The following is a 26566-nucleotide window of genomic DNA, read 5'->3' on the forward strand; positions in this document are numbered from 1 at the left end:
CACTGCCCGGGGCGCGGAAACCCCGAGGAAGGCCTGCCGCCGCATGATCCTGCTGCTGTCGACGTCCGACACCGATCTGCTCAGCGCTCGCGCCGCGAACACGGCGGACGGCCCCGTCCCGTACCGGTTCGCGAACCCCTCCCGCCTCCCCCTCGACGACCTCCCGGGTCTGCTCGACGGCGTCGGACTGGTCGTCGTACGCCTCCTCGGCGGCCTGCGCGCCTGGCAGGAGGGCCTCGACGTCCTCCTGGCCCCCGGCCAGACCCGCCCGGTCGTGGTCCTGACCGGCGAACAGGCCCCGGACGCCCAGCTGATGGAGGCCTCCACCGTCCCCATCGGCATCGCGGCCGAGGCGCACGCCTACCTCGCGCACGGCGGCCCCGCCAACCTCGACCAGCTGGCCCGGTTCCTCTCCGACACCGTCCTGCTCACCGGCCACGGCTTCGAGCCCCCGGCCGGCTCCCCCACCTGGGGCCGGCTGGAGCGCACGGCCGGCACCGACAGCGGCCCCCGGGTCGCCGTGCTCTACTACCGCGCCCACCAGATGAGCGGCAACACCGCCTTCGTGCACACCCTGTGCGAGGCCATCGAGGCCCAGGGGGCCCGCCCCCTCCCCCTCTACGTCTCCTCCCTGCGCGCCCCGGAGCCCGAGCTGCTGGCCGAGCTGGAGGGCGTCGACGCCGTCATCACCACCGTCCTGGCCGCCGGCGGCACCCGCCCGGCCACCGCCTCCGCGGGCGGGGACGACGAGTCCTGGGACGCGGGCGCCCTCGCCGCGCTGGGCGTGCCGATCCTCCAGGCCCTGTGCCTGACCGGATCCCGCAGCACGTGGGAGGAGAACGACGAGGGCCTCTCCCCCCTCGACGCCGCCACCCAGGTCGCGGTCCCGGAGTTCGACGGCCGCCTGATCACCGTCCCCTTCTCCTTCAAGGAGATCGACGAGGACGGCCTGCCCGCCTACGTCGCCGACCCCGAGCGGGCCGCCCGCGTCGCCGGCATCGCCGTGCGCCACGCCCGCCTGCGCCACATCGAGCGCCGCGACAAGAAGATCGCCCTCGTCCTCTCCGCGTACCCCACCAAGCACTCCCGCATCGGCAACGCGGTCGGCCTCGACACCCCCGCCAGCGCCGTCGAACTGCTGCGCACCCTCATCTCCCACGGCTACGACTTCGGCCCGGCGGACGAGATCCCCGGCCTGGTCTCCGGCGACGGCGACGAGCTGATCCGCGCCCTGATCGAGGCCGGCGGCCACGACCAGGACTGGCTGACCGAGGAGCAGCTGGCCCGCAACCCGGTCCGCATCCCGGCCGCCGACTACCGGCGCTGGTTCGCCGAGCTCCCCGCCGACCTCCGCGAAAGCGTCGAGGAACACTGGGGCGAGGCGCCCGGCAACATGTTCGTCGACCGCTCCTCGAACCCCGAGGGCGACATCGTCCTGGCCGCCCTGCGCCGCGGGAACCTCCTGATCCTCATCCAGCCGCCGCGCGGCTTCGGCGAGAACCCGATCGCGATCTACCACGACCCGGACCTGCCGCCGTCGCACCACTACCTGGCGGCGTACCGCTGGATCCAGGCGGCCTCCGCCGACGGCGGCTTCGGCGCCGACGCGATGATCCACCTGGGCAAGCACGGCAACCTCGAATGGCTGCCGGGCAAGAACGCCGGCCTCTCCGCCTCCTGCGCCCCGGACGCCGCGCTCGGCGACCTCCCCCTCATCTACCCCTTCCTGGTCAACGACCCGGGCGAGGGCACCCAGGCCAAGCGCCGCGTCCACGCCACCCTGGTCGACCACCTCGTCCCGCCCATGGCGCGCGCCGAGTCCTACGGCGACATCGCCCGCCTGGAACAGCACCTCGACGAGTACGCGCAGATCAGCGCCATGGACCCGTCCAAGCTCCCGGCGATCCGCGCCCAGATCTGGACCCTGATCCAGGCGGCGAAGCTCGACCACGACCTGGGCCTGGACGAACGCCCCGACGACGAGGGCTTCGACGACTTCCTCCTGCACGTCGACGGCTGGCTGTGCGAGGTCAAGGACGCCCAGATCCGCGACGGCCTGCACGTCCTCGGCGGCGCCCCGACCGGCGAGGCCCGGGTCAACCTGGTCCTCGCGATCCTGCGCGCCCGCCAGATCTGGGGCGGCACGTCCGCCCTGCCGGGCCTGCGCGAGGCCCTCGGCCTGGACGAGTCGGCCGCGACCCGCACCTCGGCGGACGAGGTCGAGGCGACGGCCCGCGCCCTGGTCCAGGCGATGGAGGACGCCCACTGGTCCCCGGAGGCGGTCGCCACGGTCGCGGCGGGCCACCCGCAGGCCGTCGCCGACGTCCTCACCTTCGCCGCCCACGAGGTGGTCCCCCGCCTGGCAGGCACCACGGACGAAATCGCGCACGTCGTCTCGGCCCTGGACGGCGGCTTCGTCCCGGCCGGCCCGTCGGGCTCCCCGCTCCGCGGCCTGGTCAACGTCCTCCCCACGGGCCGCAACTTCTACTCGGTCGACCCCAAGGCCGTCCCGTCCCGCCTCGCGTGGGAAACGGGCCAGGCCCTGGCGGACTCCCTCCTCACCCGCTACCGCACCGACAACGGCGGCGAGTGGCCCGCCTCGGTCGGCCTGTCCCTGTGGGGCACGAGCGCGATGCGCACCTCCGGCGACGACGTGGCCGAAGCCCTCGCCCTCCTCGGCGTCCGCCCGGTCTGGGACGAGGCCTCGCGCCGCGTCACGGGTATCGAGGCCATCCCCCTCCCGGAACTCGACCGCCCCCGCATCGACGTGACGCTCCGCATCTCGGGCTTCTTCCGCGACGCGTTCCCGCACGTCATCGGCCTCCTGGACGACGCGGTCCGGCTGGCCGCCTCCCTGGACGAGCCGGCCGCCCACAACTACATCCGCGCCCACGCCCAGGCCGACCTCGCCACCCACGGCGACGAACGCAAGGCCACCACCCGCATCTTCGGCTCCCGTCCCGGCACGTACGGCGCGGGCATCCTCCAGCTGATCGACTCCCGCGACTGGCGCACCGATGCCGACCTGGCGGAGGTCTACACGGTCTGGGGCGGCTACGCCTACGGCCGCGGCCTGGAGGGCCGCGCGGCCCGCGCGGAGATGGAGTCGGCGTACAAGCGCATCACGGTCGCCGCGAAGAACACCGACACCCGCGAGCACGACATCGCGGACTCGGACGACTACTTCCAGTACCACGGCGGCATGGTGGCCACCGTCCGCGCCCTGCGCGGCACGGCCCCCGAGGCCTACATCGGCGACTCCACCCGCCCGGAAACGGTCAAGACCCGCACCCTGGTGGAGGAGACCTCGCGCGTCTTCCGCGCCCGCGTGGTCAACCCCAAGTGGATCGAGGCGATGCGCCGCCACGGCTACAAGGGCGCCTTCGAACTGGCGGCGACGGTCGACTACCTCTTCGGCTACGACGCCACCACGGGCGTGGTCGCGGACTGGATGTACGACAAGCTGACGGAAACCTACGTCCTGGACCCCACGAACCGCGCCTTCCTGGAGGAGGCCAACCCCTGGGCCCTCCACGGCATCGCGGAACGCCTCCTGGAAGCCGAATCCCGCGGCATGTGGGAAAAGCCGGACCCCCAGATCCTCGAATCCCTCCGCCAGGTCTACCTGGACACGGAAGGCAACCTGGAAGCCGACTCGGAGTAACCGCTCCACACCCACCGGCATCTGTCACTACTACAGCTGCCACCAAGCCCGCTCATCGAGAAGTTCCCCGCCGAACACGAATCGATGGCGAATGCGGCGGGTGACACCCTCCGCTCCCGTGCCCCGGGAAGCCTTCCCGGGGCACGCCCCCTGGTGGCACCATGCAGGCCGTTCTCCCCACCCACCGCAAGGGCGAGGAGAACGGCCTGTTCCCGCTCATGCCCCAGGACCCCGAGTAGGCGCCGGCCCTCAGCGCCGAACACCGCACCCTCGCGGCCTTCCTGTATAAAAACGGTCAGCGGCCCCAACGGGGCCGCCAATCGCCTATCTACTGACTAACCATCCATAGATGGTCCATATCTGCCCTGGGTGTCATTCACTTGATGGTTCGGCAGCTCTACAGGAGCGAAAGAAGCCGACTAGCGGCATCCGCCACTTCACAGTCTCCGTCCTGAGTAAGAACCTCGACGACTTGCCTGTGCGCTAGCACTGCATCCTTCGCCCGCATCTCCCAGGCAACCTTTTCCCGGAAGGCTGAACGATATTTCGGATCGGCCGCAGCCGATGCATCTGCCCACTGCGTTGTCTTGTAAATCGAGGCAATCAAGTCAATTACCTCCACTCGACACTGCGCCTCAGGGTGACCCGCCAGTTCCATAAGGAATGGAACTGTAACAGGCGTAGCTTCCGAAACCACGAAACCTAGCGCACAGACCCTATCCGACAATTCATCTATAGCAGCACGTGAAGTGGGCCCGTCGGCCCACGCCGCCCGCGAAAGCAGAGCGGGAATACCACCTGCCGATCCAGTTGCATCCGACAGGTCAACCCAGCGCACTGCAGCCAACCGCTTGAGGACTCTACCCATTACGGCGCCCCACCTCCCGGATATAGGTCAGCGATTCGGAGCCTGACCATGACGAGTTGGCACGATCCACAAGCCGGCAGGACGTCCCTGAATCGCGGGTGATCGAATGGCTTGCGGAGAACCGCCAGGGTACTGCTCCCTCGCACGAGATCTCCGGCCTCCATGGCCTGCGCGATACATCCGATCTCCGCACAACCACCGTGATGCCCTGTCTGATCCATAACCCGACGAAGGGAAAGCGGGAGGCTCAGCCTCGCCTCCCCAACCCTACGCGTACTGACATCAAAGTACGTACCTCCCGAAGGAGTTATCAGAACACTTGCCGCACCCTCATTCTTCCCAGGGCCCAGACGGCTAAGATCTGCGAATGCGCGAAGACTACGCGCGACCTCCCCACAATTGTGGACCAGGATCGAGGTGGCCCCCGCCAGCACATAGTACGTGTGGAGGTCGGCGACGGTGAGGTTGTAGACGGTCGCAGGGGCGGTCCGGCGCTCCAGCGCCGTTACCCGGACTTGGGTTCCGGTGCTGGTCCGGAGCCAATCCCCTGTGCGGAGGTCGGTGGCATCGATCCACTGTGAGACGTCGACCGACCAGAACGGGTGCTTGTCCGTTGAGGTGATGACCTCGGTAGCGGAGCCAGCGTCGCCGTCGGTGTCGACGGTGATCTCGACGAGGTTCTTCTCGCCCTGGCCCAGGATCGTTGCGGTGACGTCCTCGGCGACCGTTTCACCGGTCTTCGGGTCCGTGGCGAGGACCTTGTCGCCGGGCTGGAGGTCGTCGATCGACTTCGTCGAACCATTGGCCAACAGGACGAGCGTTCCGGCAGCAAAGCTGTTGGGGATGGGGCAGCTTCCTCCGCCTCTGCTCGCTATCTTGGAGACGACTCTGCCGACTCCCTTGCCCGCGGCCTTGCCGATGGCGGCTACGGCTGCGCCGCCCGCTGCTCCGAGGACGCCTCCGATTGCTCCTGCCGCCGCTCCGACTCCGACGTCCTTCAGGACGCCCATAAGGCTGTGGTCGGCATTCGGATCCATGAAGTTCGCGGCCGCGGCTCCGGCTGCGCCCGCGACGGCTCCGCAGCCCGCTGCCAGTCCGAACCCGATTCCGCCCGTGGCCACACCTGCCGCGCCAGCGGCTGCTACGCAGCCGACTCCGACGACGACTTCGGTGGCGATCGAGACGATCGCTACCTTGTTGTCCTTCACGAACTGCTTGGTGGCGTCGTATGCCTTGCGGGCGGAACACAGGGACAGGAGGCCGCAGCTCTTGGCCTTCTTGGCCGAGCTGCCCTTGTTGCCGCCGCCTCCGGAGTTCCCCTTCGGTGCCGGGTGCGGGGTTCTGGCGGAGGGTTCGTAGGCGGTGTTGTAGTCGCCCTGGATCGGCTTGGGACGTCGCGGGTCGTCCACTGACAGGTTGTCGTCGCGGGGGTTGTAGTGGCCGCCGCAGTTGCCGTGCAAGCAGTCGGTCTCGATGAGGCCGGAGGGGTCGCTGCCGTTGACGGGGTCGCCGCTGGCGTAGGTGTACCCGTTCATCTGCGTCGGGCTGGTGATGTCGATGACCGGGTCGACGGAGATGAAGCGGCCGGTGGTGGACTCGTACTCGCGGGCACCGAGGTGGGTCAGGTCGGTGTTGCTGTCGTCGATGCCGCTGCCGAGGAAACCTCGGCTGCCCGGCCAGTTGCCCGGCTGGACACCGCGGGCGTTGCCGTACGGGTCGGACTTGCGGCGGGTCACGTTCTGGCCGCCGGCGAGATCGATCGAGGTGGTGGCCGTGCCGTGGTGGTCGGCGAGCTGGATGCTGAGCTGGTGGTTGTCGGCCTTTCCGCCGGTACGGCGGACGGTGGTGGCCTCGGGGCCGCTGTAGTAGCGGATGGCGTCGATGGCCTGGCCGGCCTTGTTGACGGTGACCTCGGTGTCACCGAGGTAGAGGGTGCGGCTGCTGCCGGTTTCCTCTATGAGCCGGTTGCCCGAGGCGTCGTAGATGTAGGTCGTGGTGCTGTCGAAGGTGAACTGCTGGGGACCGGTGGCGTTGCAGGACCACAGCTGGAGGTCGCTGCCGTCGGCGGCGTCGTTGGGGACGTCGACGCACTGGTTGGTGGCCGGGTTGTTGAGCGACTTGTCACCGGCGCGGTAGACGAACTTCTGCTTGTCGCTGCCGTCGCAGGTGGCCAGAACCAGCTTGGTGCCGCTGGTGGTGAGGCACTTGTCCAGGGCGCGGACGGTGTTGTCGGTCAGGCGCCACTGCTGCGCCTTGGACTCGTTGCACGGATAGATCTGGACGGGAGTGCCGTCGGCGGTGGCGCCGGATTCGATGTCGATGCACTTGCCGGAGCCGCCGATGACGGAGACTGCCCCGATGCCGGGGCTGCCGGCCGAGGTGATCTTGTTGCGCCGGTCCCAGGTCAGGGTCTGGGTGTCACCGCCGATGCGCCGGCTGGTTGTGTTGCCGGAGGGGTCGTAGGTGTAGTTGGAGAGTGAGGTGACCGTGGAGCCCGGGTTTCGGGTGGTCTTCTCGGCCTTCGCGAGGGCGTGGGGCTGAGTGGTGATCGGCGGCTGCGCGCCGCCGGTGACGGTGACGCCGTAGGTGTAGGTGGTCTCGTCGTCGAGAGCGCTGTTGGTCAGGTCTTTGTTGACGAGTTTGGTGCGGTTGCCTATGGCATCGAACTGGTACTCCTGCCAGTAGCCGTCACCGTCCGGTCCCGCGGTCACGTCCGCCAGGCTCGGCCCGTTGCAGGCTGCCGTCTTGCCGGTCCAGGCCTTCGTCAGCGAGCCCATCGGGTCGTAGGCGAAGCACTGCCGGTCTTCACGGCCTCCGGGCTGGCTGTCGGTGATGGACGCGATGTTGCCGGCCGGGTCGTAGGCGTAGGAGACATCGCTGATCCGGTTGTTGGGTCCGGTTTCGCGGTCGTATACCTGGTTGGTGATCTGGCCGGTGTTCGGGTTGTACTGGTTGGTGGTCCACACCCGGTTCGGTGCGTTGCCCGACGCGGTGCGAAGGACTTCGCCGAACGGGCTGTACTTGACGTCGGCGGTGTACCAGGCCAGGCCGGACATGCTCTGCGGCATGCCCTCGGAGTTGTAGCGGGTGATCAGCTTTTCGGCGGCCAGGCCGCCGGGGGTAGCGGGTGAGGTGGTCGACTGGACCTTGCCGGTCGGGGTGTAGGTGGTGTTGGAGGCGTAGGTGCCGGCCAAGCCCTTCGTGCCGGGAACATCCGGGATGGTGATCTTAGATCCGGTCGGCCGGTACTCGGAGTCGTAGCTGGTGACCTCGCTCCGGTAGGCCGCTCCGCCCTCGAAGCGGGTGGAGGACACGGGCTGGCCCTTGGCTCCGGGCAGTGAGTCGAAGGCCCATGAGGCGACCAGCGGTCCGTTCGACGCGTCGTCGCGCACTTCGGTCGTGCGTCCGAGGGGATCGTAGGTCGTGTACTGCAGGCGGCCCCGTGAGTCCTTCGACCAGACCCGCTGGTCGAGGTTGTTGAAGCCGAACTCGGAGCGGCCGGTATCCGGGTCCTCCGATGCCGTCATGCGGCCGCGGACGTCGTACTCGTAGGTCCACTTGTTGCCGGCGGCGTCGGTGACCGATTGCAGCTTGTTGCGGACGTCGTAGAGATACGAGGTCCTGTTCCAGGTCGTAAGGTCGGCCGCTGTGGCCTGCTCGACGGCGGAGGTGCGGCCCATCGGGTCGGTCCAGGTCCTCGACGCGCTGCTCCCCTTGAGAGGGGTCGTGCCGTCGGCGGACATGGGGCCGCGGGCCAGGGTGTAGTCCCCGCCGTACTGCACGACGGACGAGTACTGCGGGACGTCCGAGAAGAGGGTCGTGGTGCGCACCGCCCGGCCGAGGCCGTCATAGGCCGTCTCGGTGGAGTTCGGAATCCGGAAGACGCTCTCGGGAACGAAGATCTTCTTCTCTGGTGTGCCCTCGGCGTAGTAGCCGCTGTTGACGTGCCAGACGGTGCCGTTGGCGCTGTAGAGGGTGTCCGTGATCAGGCGTCCGCCGCCCAGCGCCTCTCCCTGGCTCTGGCGCGGGCGCAGCAGGCCGTCGTAGATGGTGAGGGCCTTGGTGTAGGTCCCGTCGTCCTGCAGGGTGCCGCTGGTGACGACCGGCGGTTCGTGCTCGGAAATCTGGTAGCTGAAGGTGAACGCGGCCTTGTCGGTCGCCGGGTTCTGCGAGGTGGTCCATACGGCCGTGGACCGGCCGAGGTTGTCGTAGGTGGTCGTGATCTTGCGGCCGTTGGCGTCGGTGTTCTCGATCGGGGCGCTGCGACCGGGGTCGGTCTTGGTGGTGATCGTGTGGCCGACCGCGTTGGTGCCGGACACGGAGAATGCCGGGCCGGTGGCCGGTGTGTAGGAGGTGGTGACGGTGTTGCCGGCCGCGTCGTAGACCTTGATGGACCGGCCGAGCGCGTCGTACTCGGTACGGGCGGTGGTGATCCATCCAGTACCGGCGCTGTCGTTGGTGTCGACCTGGTAGATGAGGCCCTTGGTCGGGGTCGTACCGAAGGCGCCGAGCGCGTCGTAGGCGGTGCGGCTGTCCGAGAGGAGCGCCCCGGTTGCGGCCTGTGTGCAGTCGCCGGCTGTGGTGCGCAGGCGTGAGGGGAGACCGATCAGGTTCTTGGCGGTGTTGTGGACGTAGCTCGTCGTCGCGCACGTCTGGTGGGTGGTCTGCCAGCCGCCGGTTCCGTTGGGGCTGATGGCCTCGGACTGGATGGACGCGGTCAGCCCGTAGGTGGGCTCGTACGTGGTCCGGGTCCGCAGGGTCCGGGTGGCGCCGCCGCTGATCGTCTCGATCGAGTCGGTGCGCGAGGATCCTGAACGGTAGGCGTTCAGGGGGGTGGTGCCGTCCCGGGGCCGGGTGGCGGTTTGCTGGCTCCAGGGCCAGGTGAGGACGCGGGAGGCGATGGTGCCGCCGGTCGTCGTGTAGGTGATGCTCTCGGCCGAGAGCCCCTGGTACTGGGGCAGGTCCTCGGCGAGGTCCTCGGTCCCGGTGGAGTCCTTGATCGTGATCTTGGCACGGCCGGCGTCGCCGGACATGCCTCGGAAGAACCGGGTCCGGGTCTGGGACTGTTCTGTCGCGTCGGATTTGCCCGCGTTGGCGGTCACGCCCTTGATGACGACGACACTGCCGTATCCGCGCCACTGGCTGTACGTGCGCAGCTCGGGCTTGGAGAACTCGTCGCTGTCCTTCGCCCAGGCGGCGTCGCCCTCGTACGTGTAGCCGGTGACTACGTCCGGCTGGCGCGAAACGCGGTCCTTCTCGGTGACCTTGTCGACGACGTACTTGTTGAACCACTCCAGCGGAGGCTTCTCGACCTCGCCGTCCGGGGACCAGTGGACCGGGTAGCAGCGGGTGGTGTTCTCCTCCGGCTTGGGGTGCGTGCCGCCGACGGGGCACGGCGCCGAGTAGTCGACCTTCGTTTCGCCGCCGGTTTCACTGCGGATGGTCTCCACCCGCAGGCGGTCGAAGTCGGGGGTGGCGTCGTTGGGTCCGGTGGCGACGCGGTTCGGCATGTCCTGGACGTTGGCGAGGAAGGAGACCGGCGGAAGCGTGGTGCTTTCCTGGTTCCCGGCGCCGTCCTTGGTGGTGCCGTAGCCCGTGCGGGTGATCGACTCCAGCCACAGGGGCGGGTGGGTGTCGGTGCGCTGACGCGGGAAGGACTGGGCGAGATTCCAGCGGTCCACGAGGGACAGTGCGGTGGAGCCCTCAGTGCGCTGACCGTAGGTGACGACCGAGGTGAGGCGCTTACGCGTCCAGAACGTCGGCGAGCCGGTGTAGCAGTCCTTGGCGGTGGCCTTGCAGTTGAGGGTGGAGGGAGTGTCCCACCAGGGCTGCTTGTCGCCGTAGTTGTTGCCTTCGAACTCGGCGTCGGAGCACTGCGTGGTGCCTTCCTTGACGCAGCGTTCGGCGACGGTGAACTCGACCTTGGCGGCCGGAGGGCCGGAGAGGTTGTCGCTGCGCAGGCCGTAGGTGATCTGGGTGGGGTAGCCGGCCCGGGCGTAGGTGACCGCTTCCTTGAACTTCTCGTTCTTGGCGTAGCGGTTGGTCTCCTTGGCCCAGTCGATGATCATGGCGTTGCCGTTGAGGTCCTCGACGTAGTCGAGGTTCCACCGCCAGCCCTGGTCGCACGACGAGGCCGCGTAGGAGGTCTGGTAGCAGGGTTCACCGGGGTGGTTGCCGAAGACCGGGACGGTGAGGACCGAGTTGGTGACCGGGCGGCTTCCGGCACCGTCCACGTCGTGGCGGCCGAAGAAGTAGCGGATGCCCTCGCGCGTGGTGACGACCCAGTACTCTCCGTCCTTGGCGCCGTTCGGGACGGCGGTGTCGGTCTTGCGTTCGATCTTGGAACCGTCGTCGCCGGCAGGGATCCACTGGCCGGTGGCGGCGTCGTGGACGAGTTCGGTCGTGCTGCCGCCCAGGGACATGACGACGTTGTCGCCCGCCCAGCACAGGTCGCTCTTCTTCTTGTCCGTGGCGTTGTCGTTGTTCGGCTTGGCCGGGTTGGCCTTCAGGTCGTCCGAACAGGAGCGGTAGCGGCGCTCGATGTAGCCGGGTTCGTAGTCCCAGCCGTCACCGACCCAGGAGGCCTGGCCGTTGGCCACGGACGTCTTGCCGTCCACCGCCTGGGAGGAGTACCCAAACCCGATCTTGGGCGAGGGGCCTGCGGGCGGCGCGGGCACCTCCAGCGGGTAGGACCAGGAGAAGCCTCCACCGCTGCCGCCCGCGCTCCAGGATCCGGAGGGTGACAGGGAGGTGGCCTTGTAGGTGCCGCCCGCGCCGGAGGCGCCGTCGGAGGCTGCGAGGACCGTCGGTCCGCCGCTCGCGCCGCTCATGGTGCGCAGGCCCTGGGCGGGGGTGGTGGCCGGGTCTACGGTCGCGCGGACAGTACCGGTCGCGGGGTCGTTGACGCTCGGGACGTCCTGGGCGGCGGAGCACTCGGGAAGCTGAGGCGTGGTCAGGAAGCAGGCCGGGAGCTGCTTGAGCTGCAGACGGGTGGCCCACTCCGTGCCGTAGAGGTCCTTGAACTTCTTGTAGCCCAGCTGGACGTCAACGGGGGTGGAGCCCTCGACAGGGGGCGTGATCTTGATGAGGGCGCCGTCGACGTTCGCAGCTTCCGTCGCGGCACGGTTCTCGACGCCGACGGTCCAGGTACCCGAGGGCGCGGGCGGCGTCGGGTTCTCCGGTGTCGGCGAGGCCCTGCCGATGCTGACGGGAAGTGACCCCGCCTGCACGAGCTGGTCACCCGACAGCGGAACGGTGACGCTGCCGGCCGCCGGAGGCGTCGTCTTCGACGGCTCGTACTCAGCCGGCGACTGAACGGGAGCCCCGTCCCATCCTTCGAGTTTCGCGGCTTCGACCTTGTCGAGCTTGGCCTTCATGTCCTGCTGGAGTCCAGGCAGTTGGACGCCGTCCCGGCCGCCCGGTGGTGCTGCCCAAGCCTGTGCCGGCAGGAGTGTTGCGATCAGCGCCACCGAGACGGTGATGCCGGTGCGCCCGGCGAGACGTACGCGTTTCGCGCGCGATCTCTCGTTTCCGGGCAGGCGGAAATTATGCGCCGAGAACGGCGACATGTGGACCCCCCCACGGTCTGCTCACGGCGAAAACACACGTGTAGCAGGAAACTGACAAATAGTTCGCTGATTCTTTATCAGCAGATGGACCGAAAGCCATAGGAAGCTATCAGATGTGGAATATGTCACTTACGAATCGCATAGGTGCTAACAAATCGTGCAAATCCACCATCCGCACGGGCTTTTCGCAGGTGACGGGCGCCACTCGGTGCGGCATGCTCAGTCCGCACATTTCATGCGTGAAGGCCGGTTGGGGAGCTGGCCCTACGTACCGCCCGACTATCGGGCTCATTACCTGCGAGTACCCAGGGGTGGCGAATTTTGCGCGCCCGAGGGGGAGAATTTGCCATGTCCGAAAATGAATCCTCGGGCGAGAATTCGCCAGTGACGCCGGAAAGAAAGCAGGGTGATTGCGCCACGGTTCCGCGCCGCTGGTTTCAGCGCCGTCGGAATCTCGGCGGCCTCGCCGCGCTGCTTGCCGTCGCTGTGGCGGTACCCGTCGGTCTGAGCCTGCCGGGCGATGGCGACCAGCCGCACGCGGAGGCCGGCCCGAAGCGTGACGCCGGTGTGCCTGTCACCGCCACCGAGGCCCGCCGGGAAGCCGTCAAGTCCGGGAAGGAGGTCGAGGTCACCTCTGAGGCGAGCGCGTACAGCAGCACGTGGGCGCAGCCTGGCGGGACGTTCAAGCTGCGGGTTTCGAGTCTGGCGACGCGGGCGAAGGTCGGCGGTGCGTGGAAGCCGGTCGACACGACGTTGGAGCGGGTGGAGGGCGGGTTCGCGCCGAAGGCCGTCAACGGGCGCGTCGTGTTCAGTGCGGGCAGCGCCGCCGGCAAGGGTCAGTCCGGTGGCGGGGGCCGTGCGTCCCGAGGGGTGTCCCGGGTGACGCTGGCCAGTCCGGCGATCGCGAAGGCGGACGGGCCCGCCCCCGAGTGGAGTGAGCTCGTACGGCTGTATACCGATGGGCACGATCTGGTCGTGTCCTGGCCGGGACCGCTGCCCCAGCCGGTGATTTCCGGGCCGCGGGCCCTGTACGAGAACGTCCGCCCGGGTATAGACCTGGTGATGACCGCTCAGGACGGCGGCTACACGCATGTCCTGGTCGTGAAGGACAAGCAGGCCGCAGCCGACCCCTTGCTGCGCCAGTTGAACTACCGGCTTTCCTCTCCGGATCTGACGTTCCATCTGGACGAGTCGTCGAAGTCGGTCAGCGCGCAGGACGCGCAGGGCCAGGAGATCGCCGCCTCCCCGACCCCGTTCATGTGGGACTCGGCGGGCAAGGCCGCGGTCACCGAAGGTGAGCCGCAGGCGAAGCCCGCTCCCGAGGCCAAGGACCATCCCACCCTCGCCCTGTCCGGTCTCAACGGCGCCGAGGGCAACCACGCCAAGGCCGCAGGGGCTGCGCTGTCCGCGGAGAACGTGCTGACGGTGACTCCGAACGCGCAGCTGCTGAACGACGCCGACACCGTGTACCCGGTCTTCATCGACCCGTCGTTCAAGGGCCACAAGCAGAACTGGTCGACCTTCTACAAGACCGAGGGCGGCTCCAGCTTCTGGAACGGCCAGAACTACAACAGCGGCTCCGGCACCCCCGAGGCGCGCGTCGGCTACGAGTCGACCACCGGCGGTACCTCCCGCGCCGCGTTCATCTTCGACTTCGGCAGCCAGCTCTACGGCTCCCAGATCCGCACGGCGAACCTGCGCCTGCTGCAGACGTACTCCTGGGGCTGTGACCCAAGGGCCTTCGACGTCTACCACACCCCGCTGATCACCAGCTCCAGCACCTGGAACAACACCGACACCGACACGTTCTGGGGCAAGCGCATCGCCGGCACGTCCACCGGCCACGGCTACAACAGCTCCTGCCCCGACGCCTGGGTCGGCATCGACATCAAGCCCACCGTCGAGGAAGGCGCCCGCGGCGCCTGGCAGAACCTCACCCTGGGCCTGCGCTCCCCGAACGAGAGCGACGCGAGCTACTGGAAGAAGTTCCAGGCCAACGGCGAGAGCGCCCCGTACATCGAGGTCGAGTACAACAAGGCCCCCGACGAGCCCACCGTCGCCGGCATGGACACCGTCCCCGGCGGGCTGTGCGTGACCGACGCCCCCTTCAACAAGGTCGGCAAGTCCGACGTCATGTTCGAGGTCCAGGGCCGCGACGGCGACGGCAACCTCAAGCAGATCCAGTTCAAGGTCTGGCGCACTGCCGACAGCCAGGCCGTCTTCGACCAGTGGATCTGGCCCGACAGCTACGGCGTCGCCCGCACCACCATCGGCTGGGAGTCCTTCACCGCCAACACCACCTACTCCTGGACCGCCACGGCCAACGACTGGGACGGCTCCACCTCCGCCGCCGGCCCCGCCGGCACCGACAAGCCCTGCACCTTCACCGTCGACCACTCCCAGCCGGTCAAACCCACGATCCGCTCCGAGGACTTCCCCGCACCCGGCCCCGACGGCGCCGAGTGGAGCAAGAACACCCTCGGCCCCGGCAAGATCACCGTCATCGCGGGCGGCACCAACCCGGCCGACATCCGCGAGTTCCAGTGGTCCCTCAACCACCCCGTCTACGACCAGAAGGCCGTCCCCGCCACCGGGCAGGACACCGTCACCGTCGACGTCAACCCCGACAACGCCGGACCGAACCTCTTCTACGTCCGCATCGTCAACAAGGCCGGCAACCTCTCCGACCCCTTCATCTACACCTTCTACGTCCGCCCCCGCCCCGGATCCGACGGCCCCGGCGACGTCACCGGCGACGGCAAGGCCGACCTCCTGGCCATCGACGCGGCCGGCGACCTGCGCGTCTACCCCGCCGACGCCACCGGCGACGTCGACGCCTGGATGCCCGCCGCCACCGACAACGGCAAACCCGCCCCCGCCGGCTACTGGAAAGACGCCACCGGCAAAACCGCACTCGTCGCGCACTCCACCGACTGGTACCCCGGCGACGGCATCACCGACCTCATCGCCCGCATGCCCGACGGCAAGCTCTACGTCTACCAGGGCGACGGCAACGGCCGCTTCGACATCAGCCGCCGCACCGAAATCCTCCTCCCCGCAGGCGCGCCCGACCCGGCCACCCTCACCCAGATCGTCGTCGTCCCCGACATCAACGGCGACCACGCCGAGGACATCTTCGCCACCGCCGGCGACACCTTCTGGATCCTCACCGGATACAGCGGCGCCAGCATCACCGAAGCCCGCCAGCTCTCCGCCACCAGCTGGACCAAACGCGACATCATCGACGTCCGCGACTTCACCGGCGACGGCGTCCCCGACCTCCTCTTCCGCGACGACGCCGACCCCAACCGAGGCCTCGCCCTGCGCCGCGGTAAGCCCGGCACCAACGGCGGAGCCGACATCGACTCCCTCGCCCTCGCCGTCAACTCCGCCGACGGCAAGGACCTCACCTACGGCACCACCGGCTGGGACAGCACCACCTGGCCCCTCCTGCGCGGCACCCCCGACGTCAACGGAGACGGCATCCCCGACCTCTACCTCACCCGCAACGACGGCACCCTCCACCTCTACAACGGAGGCCGCACCACCATCGGCAACGGCCGACGCGTAGAGGAAGACGACTGGGCCACCGCCCGCACCCTCGGATAGCCGGCCAGAACCACGAACAGGCGCTCGCCCGGCCGGGAATGGATTCCCGGCCGGGCGAGCGTCGTGGCGGCTCCCGCCACCGGCGGCGACGAGAGCATCGCCTACAGCGCCGAGCAGGAGCAGGACGGCGTGAAGTCCTCGATCGAAGTGGTCTTCGTGCGCCAGGGGACCACCACCGCCACCTTCACCGCCCGCAGCCCGTCCGGAGCAGCGGAACGGCCCACCGCCGTCGTCGCCGAACAGCTCAAGAAGCTCCACGCGGACGGCCTCCCGCGCCCCTTCTAGCCTGTGGTCGAGGGTGAACACCCGGGAACGGCGACCTCGTCACCCGATGAAGTGAATTCCGCCTTGTCCCACCGGCACCACGGGTATGGCCCTGCTGATCTCGTGCGGGGAGCGGGAACCGCCGGTCCCCGCGCACCTGACCGAAAGGCCCGCCCCGCCGTGACGCAGCCGTTCCAACTGCCGGATTTCTACGTGCCCTATCCGGCGCGACTCAACCCCCACCTGGAGCAAGCCCGGGTCCACACCAAGCAGTGGGCGCGCGGCTTCGGCATGCTGGAGGGTTCCGGGGTCTGGGAGGAGAAGGACCTCGACGCGCACGACTACGCCCTGCTGTGCTCGTACACCCACCCCGACTGCGACAGTGACGCGCTGGACCTGGTCACCGACTGGTACGTGTGGGTCTTCTTCTTCGACGACCACTTCCTGGAGATGTACAAGCGCTCCCAGGACCGCGCGGGCGCCAAGGCGTACCTCGACCGGCTCGCCGCCTTCATGCCGATGGACCTGGCCGCGGGCTTCCCCGAGGCCACCAACCCCGTCGAGGCGGGGCTCGCGGACCTGTGGGCGCGGACCGTCCCGGCCATGTCTATGGACTGGCGGGAACGGTTCTCCTTGTCGACGAAGAACCTGCTCGACGAGTCGATGTGGGAGCTCGCCAACATCAACATCGGGCGGGTGGCGAACCCGCTGGAGTACATCGAGATGCGCCGCAAGGTCGGCGGCGCCCCCTGGTCGGCCGGACTGATCGAGTACGTCTCCGCCGAGGTGCCCGCGCGCGTGGCGCACTCGCGGCCGCTCGGCGTGCTGCGCGACGCCTTCTCCGACGCCGTGCACATCAGGAACGACATCTTCTCCTACGAGCGCGAGGTCGCCCACGAGGGCGAACTCTCCAACGCCATCCTGGTGCTGGAGACCTTCCTCGGCTGCTCCACTCAGGAGGCCGCCGAGGCCTCCAACGACCTGCTCACCTCCCGCCTCCAGCAGTTCGAGCAGACCGCGCTCGTCGAACTCCCCCAGCTCTTCGCCGACCACGCCATGGACCCCGCCGAGATCGCGGCCGTCCTCGCCTACGCCAAGGGCCTGCAGGACTGGCAGTCGGGCGGCCACGAGTGGCACATGGTCTCCAGCCGCTACATGAACAAGGAGGCCAAGGCCACGGCCCCGCTCACCCTGCCCTTCCTCCCCAGCGGGCTCGGCACCACCGCGCTCGACCTCCGCTCCCTGTTCACCCGGCGGTCGATGGAACTGCGTCGCCGTTCCTTCACCCACGTCCCCTACGAGCGCACCGGGCCGTCCGTGATCCCGGACATCCACATGCCCTTCGAGCTCTCCCTCAGCCCCCATCTCGGCTCCGCCCGCGAGGGATCGGTGGAGTGGGCGCGCCGGATGGGCCTGACCGACCCGCAGCCGGGCGATCCCGGCTCCGCGATCTGGAACGAACAGAAGCTGCGCGGCTACGACTTCGCGCTCTGCTCGGCCGGCATCGACCCCGACGCCACGCCCGAGGCCCTGCTGCTCAACGCGTGCTGGCTGACCTGGGGGACGTACGGGGACGACTACTACCCGGTGGTGTTCGCCCGCGCCAAGGACCTCCGGGCCGCCAAGGCGACGACGGCCCGGCTGGTCTCGATGATCCCGGTCGACCACGCCGAACAGCCGCTGCCGCTGACCGTGATGGAGCGCTCCCTCGCCGACCTGTGGGTGCGCACCACCGAGGCCATGGGGGCGCAGGTCCGTGCCGAGTTCCGGGCCACGCTGGTGAGCATGCTGGAGAGCTGGGTGTGGGAGATGGAGAACCTGATCCTGAACCGCATCCCCGACCCGGTGGACTACGCCGAGATGCGCCGCCACACCTTCGGCTCGCACCTGACGATGTACCTGTGCCGGCTCGGCCAGGCAGGGCGCGGCATCCCGGAGGAGATCTACCGGTCGGGGACCATCCGGTCGCTGGAGAACGCCGCGGCCGACACCGCGTGCCTGATCAACGACGTCTTCTCCTACCAGAAGGAGGTGGAGGTCGAGGGCGAGGTCCACAACCACGTCCTCGTCACCCGGAACTTCTTCGACATCGGCTACGAGCAGGCCCTGCACATCTGCCACGACCTGATGACGCAGCGCACCCAGGAGTTCGAGCACATCGTCGCGTCGCAGCTGCCGTTGCTCTACGACGACTGGAAGCTGGACCGGGAGGCGCGCGCCGGGCTCGACGCGTACGTCGGGGAGCTCAAGGACTGGATGGCCGGGATCCTCAACTGGCACCGGAAATGCCGTCGTTACGGCGAGGAGGACCTGCACCGGCCGGCCGACGGCCTGTCCACGGCCGTCCGGGGCCCCGGATTCGGCATGGCTGCGGCCCGGCTCCGTCTGCCCGCCTGATCCCCGCGGCCCGTCCCCGTCCCCGTCAGAACTCGTCCCCCGTGTGCGGGAGCGGCCCCGTCGCCAGGGCCGCGTCCAGGGCCGCCGCCGCGCCCGGGGTGTGTTCGGTCACCAGCCCGGCGGCCACCAGCTCCGCCGTCCTGGTCCCGCCCAGGTAGCAGGCGGCCAGCTCCCGTACGTCCAGGGTCAGGTCGGGGGTCGCGCGGGCGGGCTCGTACGTCGCCCCGCCCGGCCCGGCCTTGAGCCGGAACCGCCCGGCGTTCGCGGGCAGCCGTACGTCGGCCAGCTGCAGCACCAGTTCCACCGGCGCCGCCCACGACCGGGCCGTCAGCGCCGCGGCCACGTCGACCAGGCGCAGCCAGAGCGCCGGGAACTGGGCGGTGACCCTGACCTGGTCCCGGTCGGCGGCGAAGTGCAGCAGCGGGTCGTCGGCCGGGCGGCACCGGGCGCGGACGGTGCCGGTCAGGTCGAGGGAGGCCACGCAGTCCCACAGCGCGGCGGCGACGGCGGGTGTGTCGGCCTCCAGTTCGTCGACGCGGACCAGGCCCGGGGTGCGGACCGGGAAGGGGCCCGTGTCGTCCTGCGGCTTCGTGCGGTAGAGGACGTAGCCCGCCACCGGCTGTCCGGGCCGCCCGAGGGCGATGATCCGGGGCGGGCCCAACTCCTCGTCCTCCTCGTCCCGTTCGCACAGCCACTCCTGCTCCCAGCGTTCGGGGCCGCGGGTCGGCCGGCCGGCCCGGGTGCGGCGGGCGGCCTCGTGGTACGGGGCGATCACGTCGAGGGCGTCGGCCGGGTCCACCAGGCGCAGCGGACGCGGGTCGGGGTCGATCCGCAGGGCGAGGGGCCGGCCGGAGTCGATCTCGATGGTGACGCCCTGGGTGGCCGGCCCGTAGCCGAAGCGGCCGTAGATGGCCGGTTCCGATGCCCACAGGGCGGCGATCGGGCTGCCCGCGGCCCCGGCCCGGCGCAGCCGCTCCTCCATCAGCGCGGTGAGGACGCCCCGGCGCCGGTGGGTGGGGGCGACGGACACGAAGGTGAGCCCGGGGCAGTCGAGGTCGGCGCCCGGGACCGAGAGGCGGAAGGCGTGGGCGGCCATGAAGCCGACCAGCACCTCCTCGTCGTAGGCGCCGAGCCGGTCGCAGCTGCTCAGCAGGCGGTGGTGGCGTTCGCGCGCCTCCCGTTCCGGGCGGTCGTGGAAGGCCAGGTACGCGAGCTCCTGGGCGCGGTCGATGTCGGCCTCGGGTACCTCGCGGATGTCCACCATGATCCGGAGACTAATCGGTCATCGCGGACTGGTCACCGCATAATGGCCGGATCTGCCCGTTCAGGAGGGCGTGGGACCGCTCCAGCCGGCCGGAACGTGCCCGAGGCGGACCCGTTGGGGGTGGTCGCCGACCGGGACGGAGACCCGCTTGGCTCCGGTGGCGAAGTCGATGGCGGTGACCCGGTCGGCGCCGCTCTCGGAGATGACGCAGGCGGTGCCGTCGCCGTCGACCGTGGCCCAGTAGGGCTTGTCGGCCGGGACGAGCGGCCCCTGGGCGAGGGTGGCGCGGTCCACGACGGTGGCGTAGTCGTCCATGGTCCCGGCGACGCAGAGCTTCGTGCCGTCGGGGCTCATCGACAGGCCGTGGTGGCGGGAGTCGTTGACCCAGGTGGTGCGGTCGGTGCTGGTGGCGGGGTTGACGGGGAGTTCCTTGATCCGGGTGATCCGGTCGGTGGCCACGTCGTACTCGACGACGCCGTTGAAGAAGGACACCTGGAAGTAGATCTTCGACTCGTCGGGGCTGAAGGACATGGGCCGGACGGCGTCGGAGAGGTCGCGGCGGCCGAAGGCGTCGAGGCGTTCGCGCATGTCGATCACCCGGACGGTGCGGAAGGTCCGCGCGTCGACGACGGTGATCTTCCGGTCGCCCTTCGTCCAGTCCAGCCAGGGCGCATCGAGGGCGGAGGTCACGTCACCGATCGAGCTGTTCCAGAGGTAACGGCCGTCCCGGCTGAAGGTGTTCTCGTGCGGCTTGTCGCCGGTGGCGAACGAGCCGGCCTCGCGGCCGGTGGCGATGTCGAGGACGTGCACGGTGTTGGCCGTGGACGCGGACACGGCGACGCGGGTGCCGTCGGGCGAGACCGCCATGTGGTCGGCGCGGTAGCCGGCCACGGGGAAGCGCCAGTTGATCCGGCCGGTGCGGACGTCGATGGAGACGACGTCGGCGAAGCTGGGGCGGGAGACCACGACCGCGGAGCCGTCCGGGGTGGTGTACATGTCGTCCGCGAACTGGTCGTGGCCCTCTCCGGCACCGGCCCGGATGCCGAGGAAGAAGGCGAGTTTGACGGGGTTGAGGTAGATCTCCCGCAGCCGCTCCTCCTTGTCGGGGATCACGTTGATCCGGCCGATGCGGGCGAGGTCGCCGGTCGAGGCGAGGGCGTCGGCGGTGCCGTCCCAGTTGTTCCCGACGAACAGCACCTCGCGCAGGGGTTCGGCGGGGGCCGCCGCCCGGCCGGGCGCGGCCAGGGCGGTGACGGCGGTGGCGGCGAGGAGGACCGCGGCCAGCGGGTACCGGGTGCGCAGGCTTCGTAACATCCGTTCGACTCCATGAGGGGGGAAGGGTGGAGCGGAAAGTGCAGCAAAGGGGTGGGGCGGAAAGGTGGGGCGGAAGGGCGTGACGGACCGCTTGCTGTTACCGGCGGGTAAAATAGACGGAACGCCGAAAGGGCACAACCCCCGCGGGGTCGTGCCCTTTCGGCGTGTACGGGTGCGGCGCCCGGCGCTACCGCCGCTCAGCACCGCTTCAAGCGACGGAACCGATCCGGCTGACCACGCTCTGCGACGGGTCGTGGTGGATCGGGATGTGCGCGCCGGTGAGCGTCGCCCCGGTGCCGCCGCGACGGTTCGCGACGATCTCGGCGGCGATGGACAGCGCGGTCTCCTCCGGGGAGCGGGCGCCGAGGTCCAGGCCGATCGGGGAGCGCAGGCGGGCCAGTTCGAGCTCGGTCACGCCGACCGCGCGGAGCCGCTCGTTGCGGTCCTCGTGGGTGCGGCGGGAGCCCATGGCGCCGATGTAGGCGACGGGAAGCTTCAGGGCCAGTTCGAGGAGCGGTACGTCGAACTTGGCGTCGTGGGTCAGCACGCACAGGACGGTCCGGCCGTCCACCTCCGCGCCCTCCAGGTAGCGGTGCGGCCAGTCGACCACGATCTCGTCCGCGTCGGGGAAACGATTCTTCGTGGCGAAGACGGGCCGGGCGTCGCACAGGGTCACGTGGTAGCCGAGGAACTTGCCGATCCGCACCAGGGCGGAGGCGAAGTCGATGGCGCCGAAGACGATCATCCGCGGGGGCGGGACGCTGGACTCGACGAGCACCTTCAGCGGCTCTCCGCAGAGCCTGCCGTCGGCGCCGATCTCCAGGACACCGGTCCGGCCGGCGTCGAGCATGGCGCGGGCCTCCCCGGCGATGGTGCGGTCGAGCAGGGGGTGTCCGCCGAAGCCCCCCTCGTAGGAGCCGTCGGCCTGGACGAGGAGCGCGCGGCCCACCAGCTCGGCGGGGCCTTCGGCGATCCGGGCGACGGCGGCCGTCTCCCCGTGCGCGGCGGCGGCCAGCGCACGGGCCAGCACCTCGCGCCACGGGGAGCCCACGGGCACTGGGGTGACCAGGATGTCGATGATTCCGCCGCAGGTCAGGCCCACGGCGAAGGCATCGTCGTCGCTGTACCCGAAGCGCTCGAGGACGGTCTCGCCGTCTTCGAGCGCCTGGCGGCACAGCTCGTACACCGCGCCCTCCACGCATCCGCCGGAGACCGAACCGATGGCCGTGCCCTCGCCGTCCACGGCGAGTGCGGCTCCGGGCTGCCGCGGGGCGCTCCCGCCGACCGCCACGACCGTGGCGACGGCGAAGTCACGTCCCTGCTCGACCCACCGGTTGAGTTCTTCGGCGATGTCCAGCATGTGCGGCCTCCTCGGAGGGTTCGGGTTCCAGTATCGGATGCGTGGAGGGTCAGGTACGGATCACGTCCGGACCTACTTCACGCCGAGCCACGCCTCGATGGGGTGGAGGGCGAAGTAGATCAGGAAGATGCCGGTCAGGACCCACATGAAGCCACCGACCTCGCGCGCCTTGCCCTGCGCGGCCTTGATGGCCACGTAGGAGATGACGCCCGCGGCGACACCGGCCGTGATCTGGTAGGTGAACGGCATGATCACGACGGTCAGGAAGACCGGAATCGAGGTCGCGCTGTCGGACCAGTCCACGTGGCGGGCGTTCTGCATCATCATCGCGCCGATGACCACCAGGGCGGCCGAGGCGACCTCACCCGGGACGATCTGGGTGATCGGGGTGAAGAAGAGGCAGGCGGCGAAGAAGAGGCCGGTGACGACGGAGGCGAGGCCGGTACGGGCACCCTCGCCGACGCCGGTGGCGGACTCGACGAACACGGTCTGGCCGGAGCCGCCCGCGATGCCACCGATGGCGCCACCGGCACCGTCGATGAACAGCGCCTTCGACAGGCCCGGCATGCGGCCCTGGTCGTCGGCCAGCTTGGCCTCGGTGCCGACGCCGATGATGGTGGCCATCGCGTCGAAGAAGCCGGCGAGCACGAGGGTGAAGACGATCATGCCGATCGTCATGACGCCGACGTCGCCCCAGCCGCCGAACTCGACCTTGCCGAACAGCGAGAAGTCGGGCATCGAGATCGCGGAGCCCGCGAGCTCCGGCGGACCGTTCTTCCAGGCCTTCGGGTCGATGTTCACGACGGCGTTGAGGATGGCCGCGAGGACGGTGCCGCCGACGATGCCGATGAGGATCGCGCCGCGGACCTTGCGGGCCTGCAGCATGAAGATGGCGAGCAGGGTCACGCAGAAGAGGAAGACGGGCCAGCCCGAGAGCTCACCGGTCGCACCCAGCTGCACGGGGGGCATGAACTCCCCGCCGTTGCCGACGAAGCCGGCCTTGACGAGGCCGATCAGGGCGACGAAGAGGCCGATGCCCATGGTGATGGCGTGCTTGAGCGCGAGGGGGATCGCGTTCATGATCATCTCTCGGAGGCCGGTGACGACCAGGAGACAGATCACGACGCCGTACATCACGCACATGCCCATGGCCTGCGGCCAGGTCATCTGCGGGGCCACCTGCGAGGACAGGACGCCGGAGACGGACAGGCCGGCGGCCAGGGCCAGCGGGACCTTGCCGACGAAGCCCATGAGCAGGGTGGTCAGGGCGGCGGCGAAGGCCGTGGCCGTGATCAGCGCCTTCTGGCTCATGGTGTCTCCGGCGACGTCCTTGCCGGAGAGGATCAGCGGGTTGAGCAGGAGGATGTACGCCATCGCCATGAAGGTCGTGATGCCGCCACGAACCTCGTTGCCGATGTTGGAGCCTCTGTGCGTTATGTGAAAGTACCGGTCGAGCCAAGAACGTCCGGCGGGGGCCAGAGAGCCGTCGCCGGCCTCCTCCGCACTGGTCTTGGGCTCCACGGATGACTGGGTCATGGTGCCTAACTCCCAAGGTTCAAAGGGGCACCCGCTTGAAGATTGGAGACGCGGGATTTGGGAAACTGCGTTTGGCTGCACGACCCGGGGTGACGGCCCGAGGCGACGCGAGAAGTGCACTGCGTGTACTGCGGGTAGTGCGGGGGTGACCGCTGGTACTACGTGGGGGTTTTCTGCAGGGGTACTGCCGGTTCTGCGAGGACCGCGAGCGGTGCGGTACTCCGTGCTCCGGGCGGTGCGACTGGAAGTGTGACGTTCCCGTGTCACACCGCCCGGAAATCTGGGGGGTCCGGGGGCCTCGCGGCCCCCGGACCGGCCGTCCTAGAGGGTCCCGGTGAGGGCTTCCGGACGGATCGGCGTCTTGTTGAGCTCCAGACCGGTCGCCTGCCGGATCGCCGCGAGGACGGCCGGGGTGGACGACAGGGTGGGGGCCTCACCGAGACCGCGAAGGCCGTACGGCGCGTTCGGGTCGGCGAGCTCCAGGACGTCGACCGGGATGGCCGGGGTGTCGAGGATCGTCGGGATCAGGTAGTCCGTGAAGGACGGGTTGCGCACCTTCGCGGTCTTCGGGTCCACGATGATCTCCTCCATGACCGCCACGCCGAGACCCTGGGTGGTACCACCCTGGATCTGGCCGACCACGGAGAGCATGTTCAGGGCCTTGCCGACGTCCTGGGCGGTCGCCAGCTCGACGACCTTGACCAGGCCGAGCTCGGTGTCCACCTCGACGACCGCGCGGTGCGCGGCGAAGGTGTACTGGACGTGGCCGTCCCCCTGACCGGTCTTGAGGTCGAAGGGCACGGTCGGCCGGTGCCGGAACTCCAGCTCCAGGTCGATCGCCTCGTCCTCCAGGATGTCGGCGATGTCCGCGAGGACCTCACCGCCGTCGGTGACGACCTTGCCGCCCTCCAGGAGCAGCTCCGCGTGGGCCCAGGCCGGGTGGTACGAGCCGTTCTTGCGGCGGCCCAGCTCCAGCAGCGCCTCGCGGACGTGCTCACAGGTGTTCTTCACGGCGCCACCGGTCATGTACGTCTGCCGCGAGGCGGACGTGGAACCGGCCGAGCCGACCTGCGTGTCGGCCGGGTGGATGGTCACCTGCGTGACACCCAGCTCGGTACGGGCGATCTGCGCGTGGACGGTGACACCGCCCTGGCCGACCTCCGCCATGGCCGTGTGGACCATCGCGACGGGCTCGCCGTTGATGACCTCCAGCCGTACGCGGGCGGTGGAGTAGTCGTCGAAGCCCTCGGAGAAGCCGACGTTCTTGATGCCGACCGCGTAGCCGACACCCCGGACGACGCCCTCGCCGTGGGTGGTGTTGGAGAGACCGCCGGGCAGTGCGCGGACGTCCGCGCTCTCGCCGGCCGACTCCCACTGGCGCTCCGGCGGCAGCGGGCGGGCCTTGACCCGGCGCAGCAGCTCGGCGACGGGCGCCGGGGAGTCCACGACCTGGCCGGTGGGCATGATCGTGCCCATCTCCATGGCGTTGAGCTGGCGGAACTCGACCGGGTCCATGCCCAGCTTCGCCGCGAGCCTGTCCATCTGGGCCTCGTACGCGAAGCAGGCCTGGACGGCGCCGAAGCCGCGCATCGCGCCACAGGGCGGGTTGTTCGTGTAGAGGGCGATCGCCTCGATGTCGACGTCGTCGATGACGTACGGGCCGACGGAGAGGGAGGAGGCGTTGCCCACGACCGCCGGGGAGGCCGACGCGTACGCGCCGCCGTCCAGGACGATCTTGCACTTCATGTGCGTGAGCTTGCCGTCCTTCGTGGCGCCGTGCTCGTAGTAGAGCTTCGCCGGGTGACGGTGCACGTGGCCGAAGAAGGACTCGAACCGGTTGTAGACGATCTTGACCGGCTTGTTGGTGGCCAGGGCCAGCAGGCAGGCGTGGATCTGCATCGAGATGTCCTCGCGGCCGCCGAAGGCACCGCCGACGCCCGAGAGCGTCATGCGGACCTTCTCCTCGGGGAGACCGAGGACGGGGGCGATCTGCTTGAGGTCCGAGTGCAGCCACTGGGTGGCGACGTAGAGGTCGACACCGCCGTCCTCGGTCGGCACGGCCAGACCGGACTCCGGGCCGAGGAAGGCCTGGTCCTGCATGCCGAAGGTGTACTCGCCCTCGACGATGACGTCGGCGCGCTTGCGGGCCTCCTCCACGTTGCCGCGGACGATCGGCTGGCGGTGCACGACGTTCGGGTGCGGGACGTGACCGGCGTGGTGGTCGTCGCGGCCCTCGTGGATCAGCGGCGCATCGGCGGCGAGGGCGGAGGCCTCGTCGGTGACGAGCGGCAGCTCCCGGTAGTCGATCTTGATCTTGGCGGCCGCGCGGCGGGCGGTCTCCGGGTGGTCGGCGGCCACGAGGGCGACCGGCTCGCCGTGGTGACGCACCCGGCCGTGGGCGAGGACCGGGGTGTCCTGGATCTCCAGGCCGTAGTTCTTCATCTCGGCCGGCAGGTCGTCGTACGTCAGGACCGAGTAGACGCCGGGCATCGCCAGCGCCTCGGAGATGTCGATGGAGACGATCTCGGCGTGCGCGACGGTGCTGCGCAGGGTCTGGCCCCACAGCATGTCCTCGTGCCACATGTCCGAGGAGTACGCGAACTCACCGGTGACCTTCAGCGTGCCGTCCGGGCGGAGCGTGGACTCGCCGATGCCGCCCTTGGCGTGCTTCTGGGTGACGTTCGTCGGGGTACCGGACGGCGTGGTGCGGGTGTTGGCCATG

The 26566-nt window shown here is 69.4% G+C and carries 10 protein-coding genes; 4 read left to right on the plus strand and 6 right to left on the minus strand.

All coding sequences use genetic code 11. The annotated features are described in order from the left end of the window. The first annotated feature begins 43 nt into the window (after positions 1-43). Positions 44-3664, plus strand: a complete 3621-nt coding sequence (gene cobN, locus OG295_RS06805; RefSeq protein ID WP_371676050.1) for a cobaltochelatase subunit CobN — start codon at positions 44-46, stop codon at positions 3662-3664. A gap of 867 nt (positions 3665-4531) precedes the next feature. Here the strand turns inward: cobN and OG295_RS06810 are convergent. After that, positions 4532-12100 (minus strand): polymorphic toxin-type HINT domain-containing protein, encoded by a 7569-nt coding sequence (locus OG295_RS06810; RefSeq protein WP_371676051.1) that lies wholly within the window; start codon positions 12098-12100, stop codon positions 4532-4534. A 567-nt stretch (positions 12101-12667) separates the two neighbouring features. On the opposite strand from OG295_RS06810, the gene OG295_RS06815 reads away from it, so the two are divergent. The 3 genes from OG295_RS06815 (at position 12668) to OG295_RS06825 (ending at position 18370) form a co-directional block, all read left to right on the plus strand. After that, positions 12668-15709, plus strand: a complete 3042-nt coding sequence (locus OG295_RS06815; RefSeq protein ID WP_371676052.1) for an FG-GAP-like repeat-containing protein — start codon at positions 12668-12670, stop codon at positions 15707-15709. A 63-nt stretch (positions 15710-15772) separates the two neighbouring features. After that, the gene (locus tag OG295_RS06820) at positions 15773-15994 is read left to right on the plus strand and encodes a hypothetical protein (RefSeq protein WP_371676053.1); all 222 of its coding nucleotides are present in this window, start codon (positions 15773-15775) and stop codon (positions 15992-15994) included. A gap of 159 nt (positions 15995-16153) precedes the next feature. Beyond that, entirely contained in the window at positions 16154-18370 is a 2217-nt protein-coding gene (locus OG295_RS06825) for a germacradienol/geosmin synthase (protein WP_371676054.1), read from the plus strand. 25 nt (positions 18371-18395) lie between these two features. Here the strand turns inward: OG295_RS06825 and OG295_RS06830 are convergent, their stop codons facing one another. The 5 genes from OG295_RS06830 to pucD all read right to left on the minus strand — a co-directional run bounded on the left by OG295_RS06830 (position 18396) and on the right by pucD (position 26565). Then, complete coding sequence (locus tag OG295_RS06830) at positions 18396-19634, minus strand: GNAT family N-acetyltransferase (RefSeq protein ID WP_371676055.1); 1239 nt, start codon at positions 19632-19634, stop codon at positions 18396-18398. Positions 19635-19694: 60 nt separating this feature from the next. Further along, positions 19695-20948, minus strand: a complete 1254-nt coding sequence (locus tag OG295_RS06835; RefSeq protein ID WP_371676056.1) for a YncE family protein — start codon at positions 20946-20948, stop codon at positions 19695-19697. 208 nt (positions 20949-21156) lie between these two features. Further along, on the minus strand, positions 21157-22308 hold the full coding sequence (locus tag OG295_RS06840; RefSeq protein WP_371676057.1) for an XdhC family protein: 1152 nt from the start codon (positions 22306-22308) through the stop codon (positions 21157-21159). A gap of 72 nt (positions 22309-22380) precedes the next feature. Continuing rightward, positions 22381-23844 (minus strand): NCS2 family permease, encoded by a 1464-nt coding sequence (locus OG295_RS06845; protein ID WP_371676058.1) that lies wholly within the window; start codon positions 23842-23844, stop codon positions 22381-22383. A gap of 321 nt (positions 23845-24165) precedes the next feature. Further along, positions 24166-26565: a xanthine dehydrogenase subunit D gene (gene pucD / locus OG295_RS06850; protein ID WP_371676059.1), complete on the minus strand. Its 2400-nt coding sequence runs from the start codon at positions 26563-26565 to the stop codon at positions 24166-24168. Position 26566 lies beyond the last annotated feature (1 nt).

The sequence above is a fragment of the Streptomyces sp. NBC_01276 genome (assembly GCF_041435355.1).
GTDB lineage: Bacteria > Actinomycetota > Actinomycetes > Streptomycetales > Streptomycetaceae > Streptomyces.

What these genes read in the sequence shown, in the direction of transcription:
- OG295_RS06840 (WP_371676057.1), bottom strand. Translation starts at nt 22,308, where the DNA reads ATGCTGGACATCGCCGAAGAACTCAACCGGTGGGTCGAGCAGGGACGT.
- OG295_RS06845 (WP_371676058.1), bottom strand. Translation starts at nt 23,844, where the DNA reads ATGACCCAGTCATCCGTGGAGCCCAAGACCAGTGCGGAGGAGGCCGGC.
- OG295_RS06810 (WP_371676051.1), bottom strand. Translation starts at nt 12,100, where the DNA reads ATGTCGCCGTTCTCGGCGCATAATTTCCGCCTGCCCGGAAACGAGAGA.
- cobN (WP_371676050.1), top strand. Translation starts at nt 44, where the DNA reads ATGATCCTGCTGCTGTCGACGTCCGACACCGATCTGCTCAGCGCTCGC.
- pucD (WP_371676059.1), bottom strand. Translation starts at nt 26,565, where the DNA reads ATGGCCAACACCCGCACCACGCCGTCCGGTACCCCGACGAACGTCACC.
- OG295_RS06835 (WP_371676056.1), bottom strand. Translation starts at nt 20,948, where the DNA reads ATGTTACGAAGCCTGCGCACCCGGTACCCGCTGGCCGCGGTCCTCCTC.
- OG295_RS06830 (WP_371676055.1), bottom strand. Translation starts at nt 19,634, where the DNA reads ATGGTGGACATCCGCGAGGTACCCGAGGCCGACATCGACCGCGCCCAG.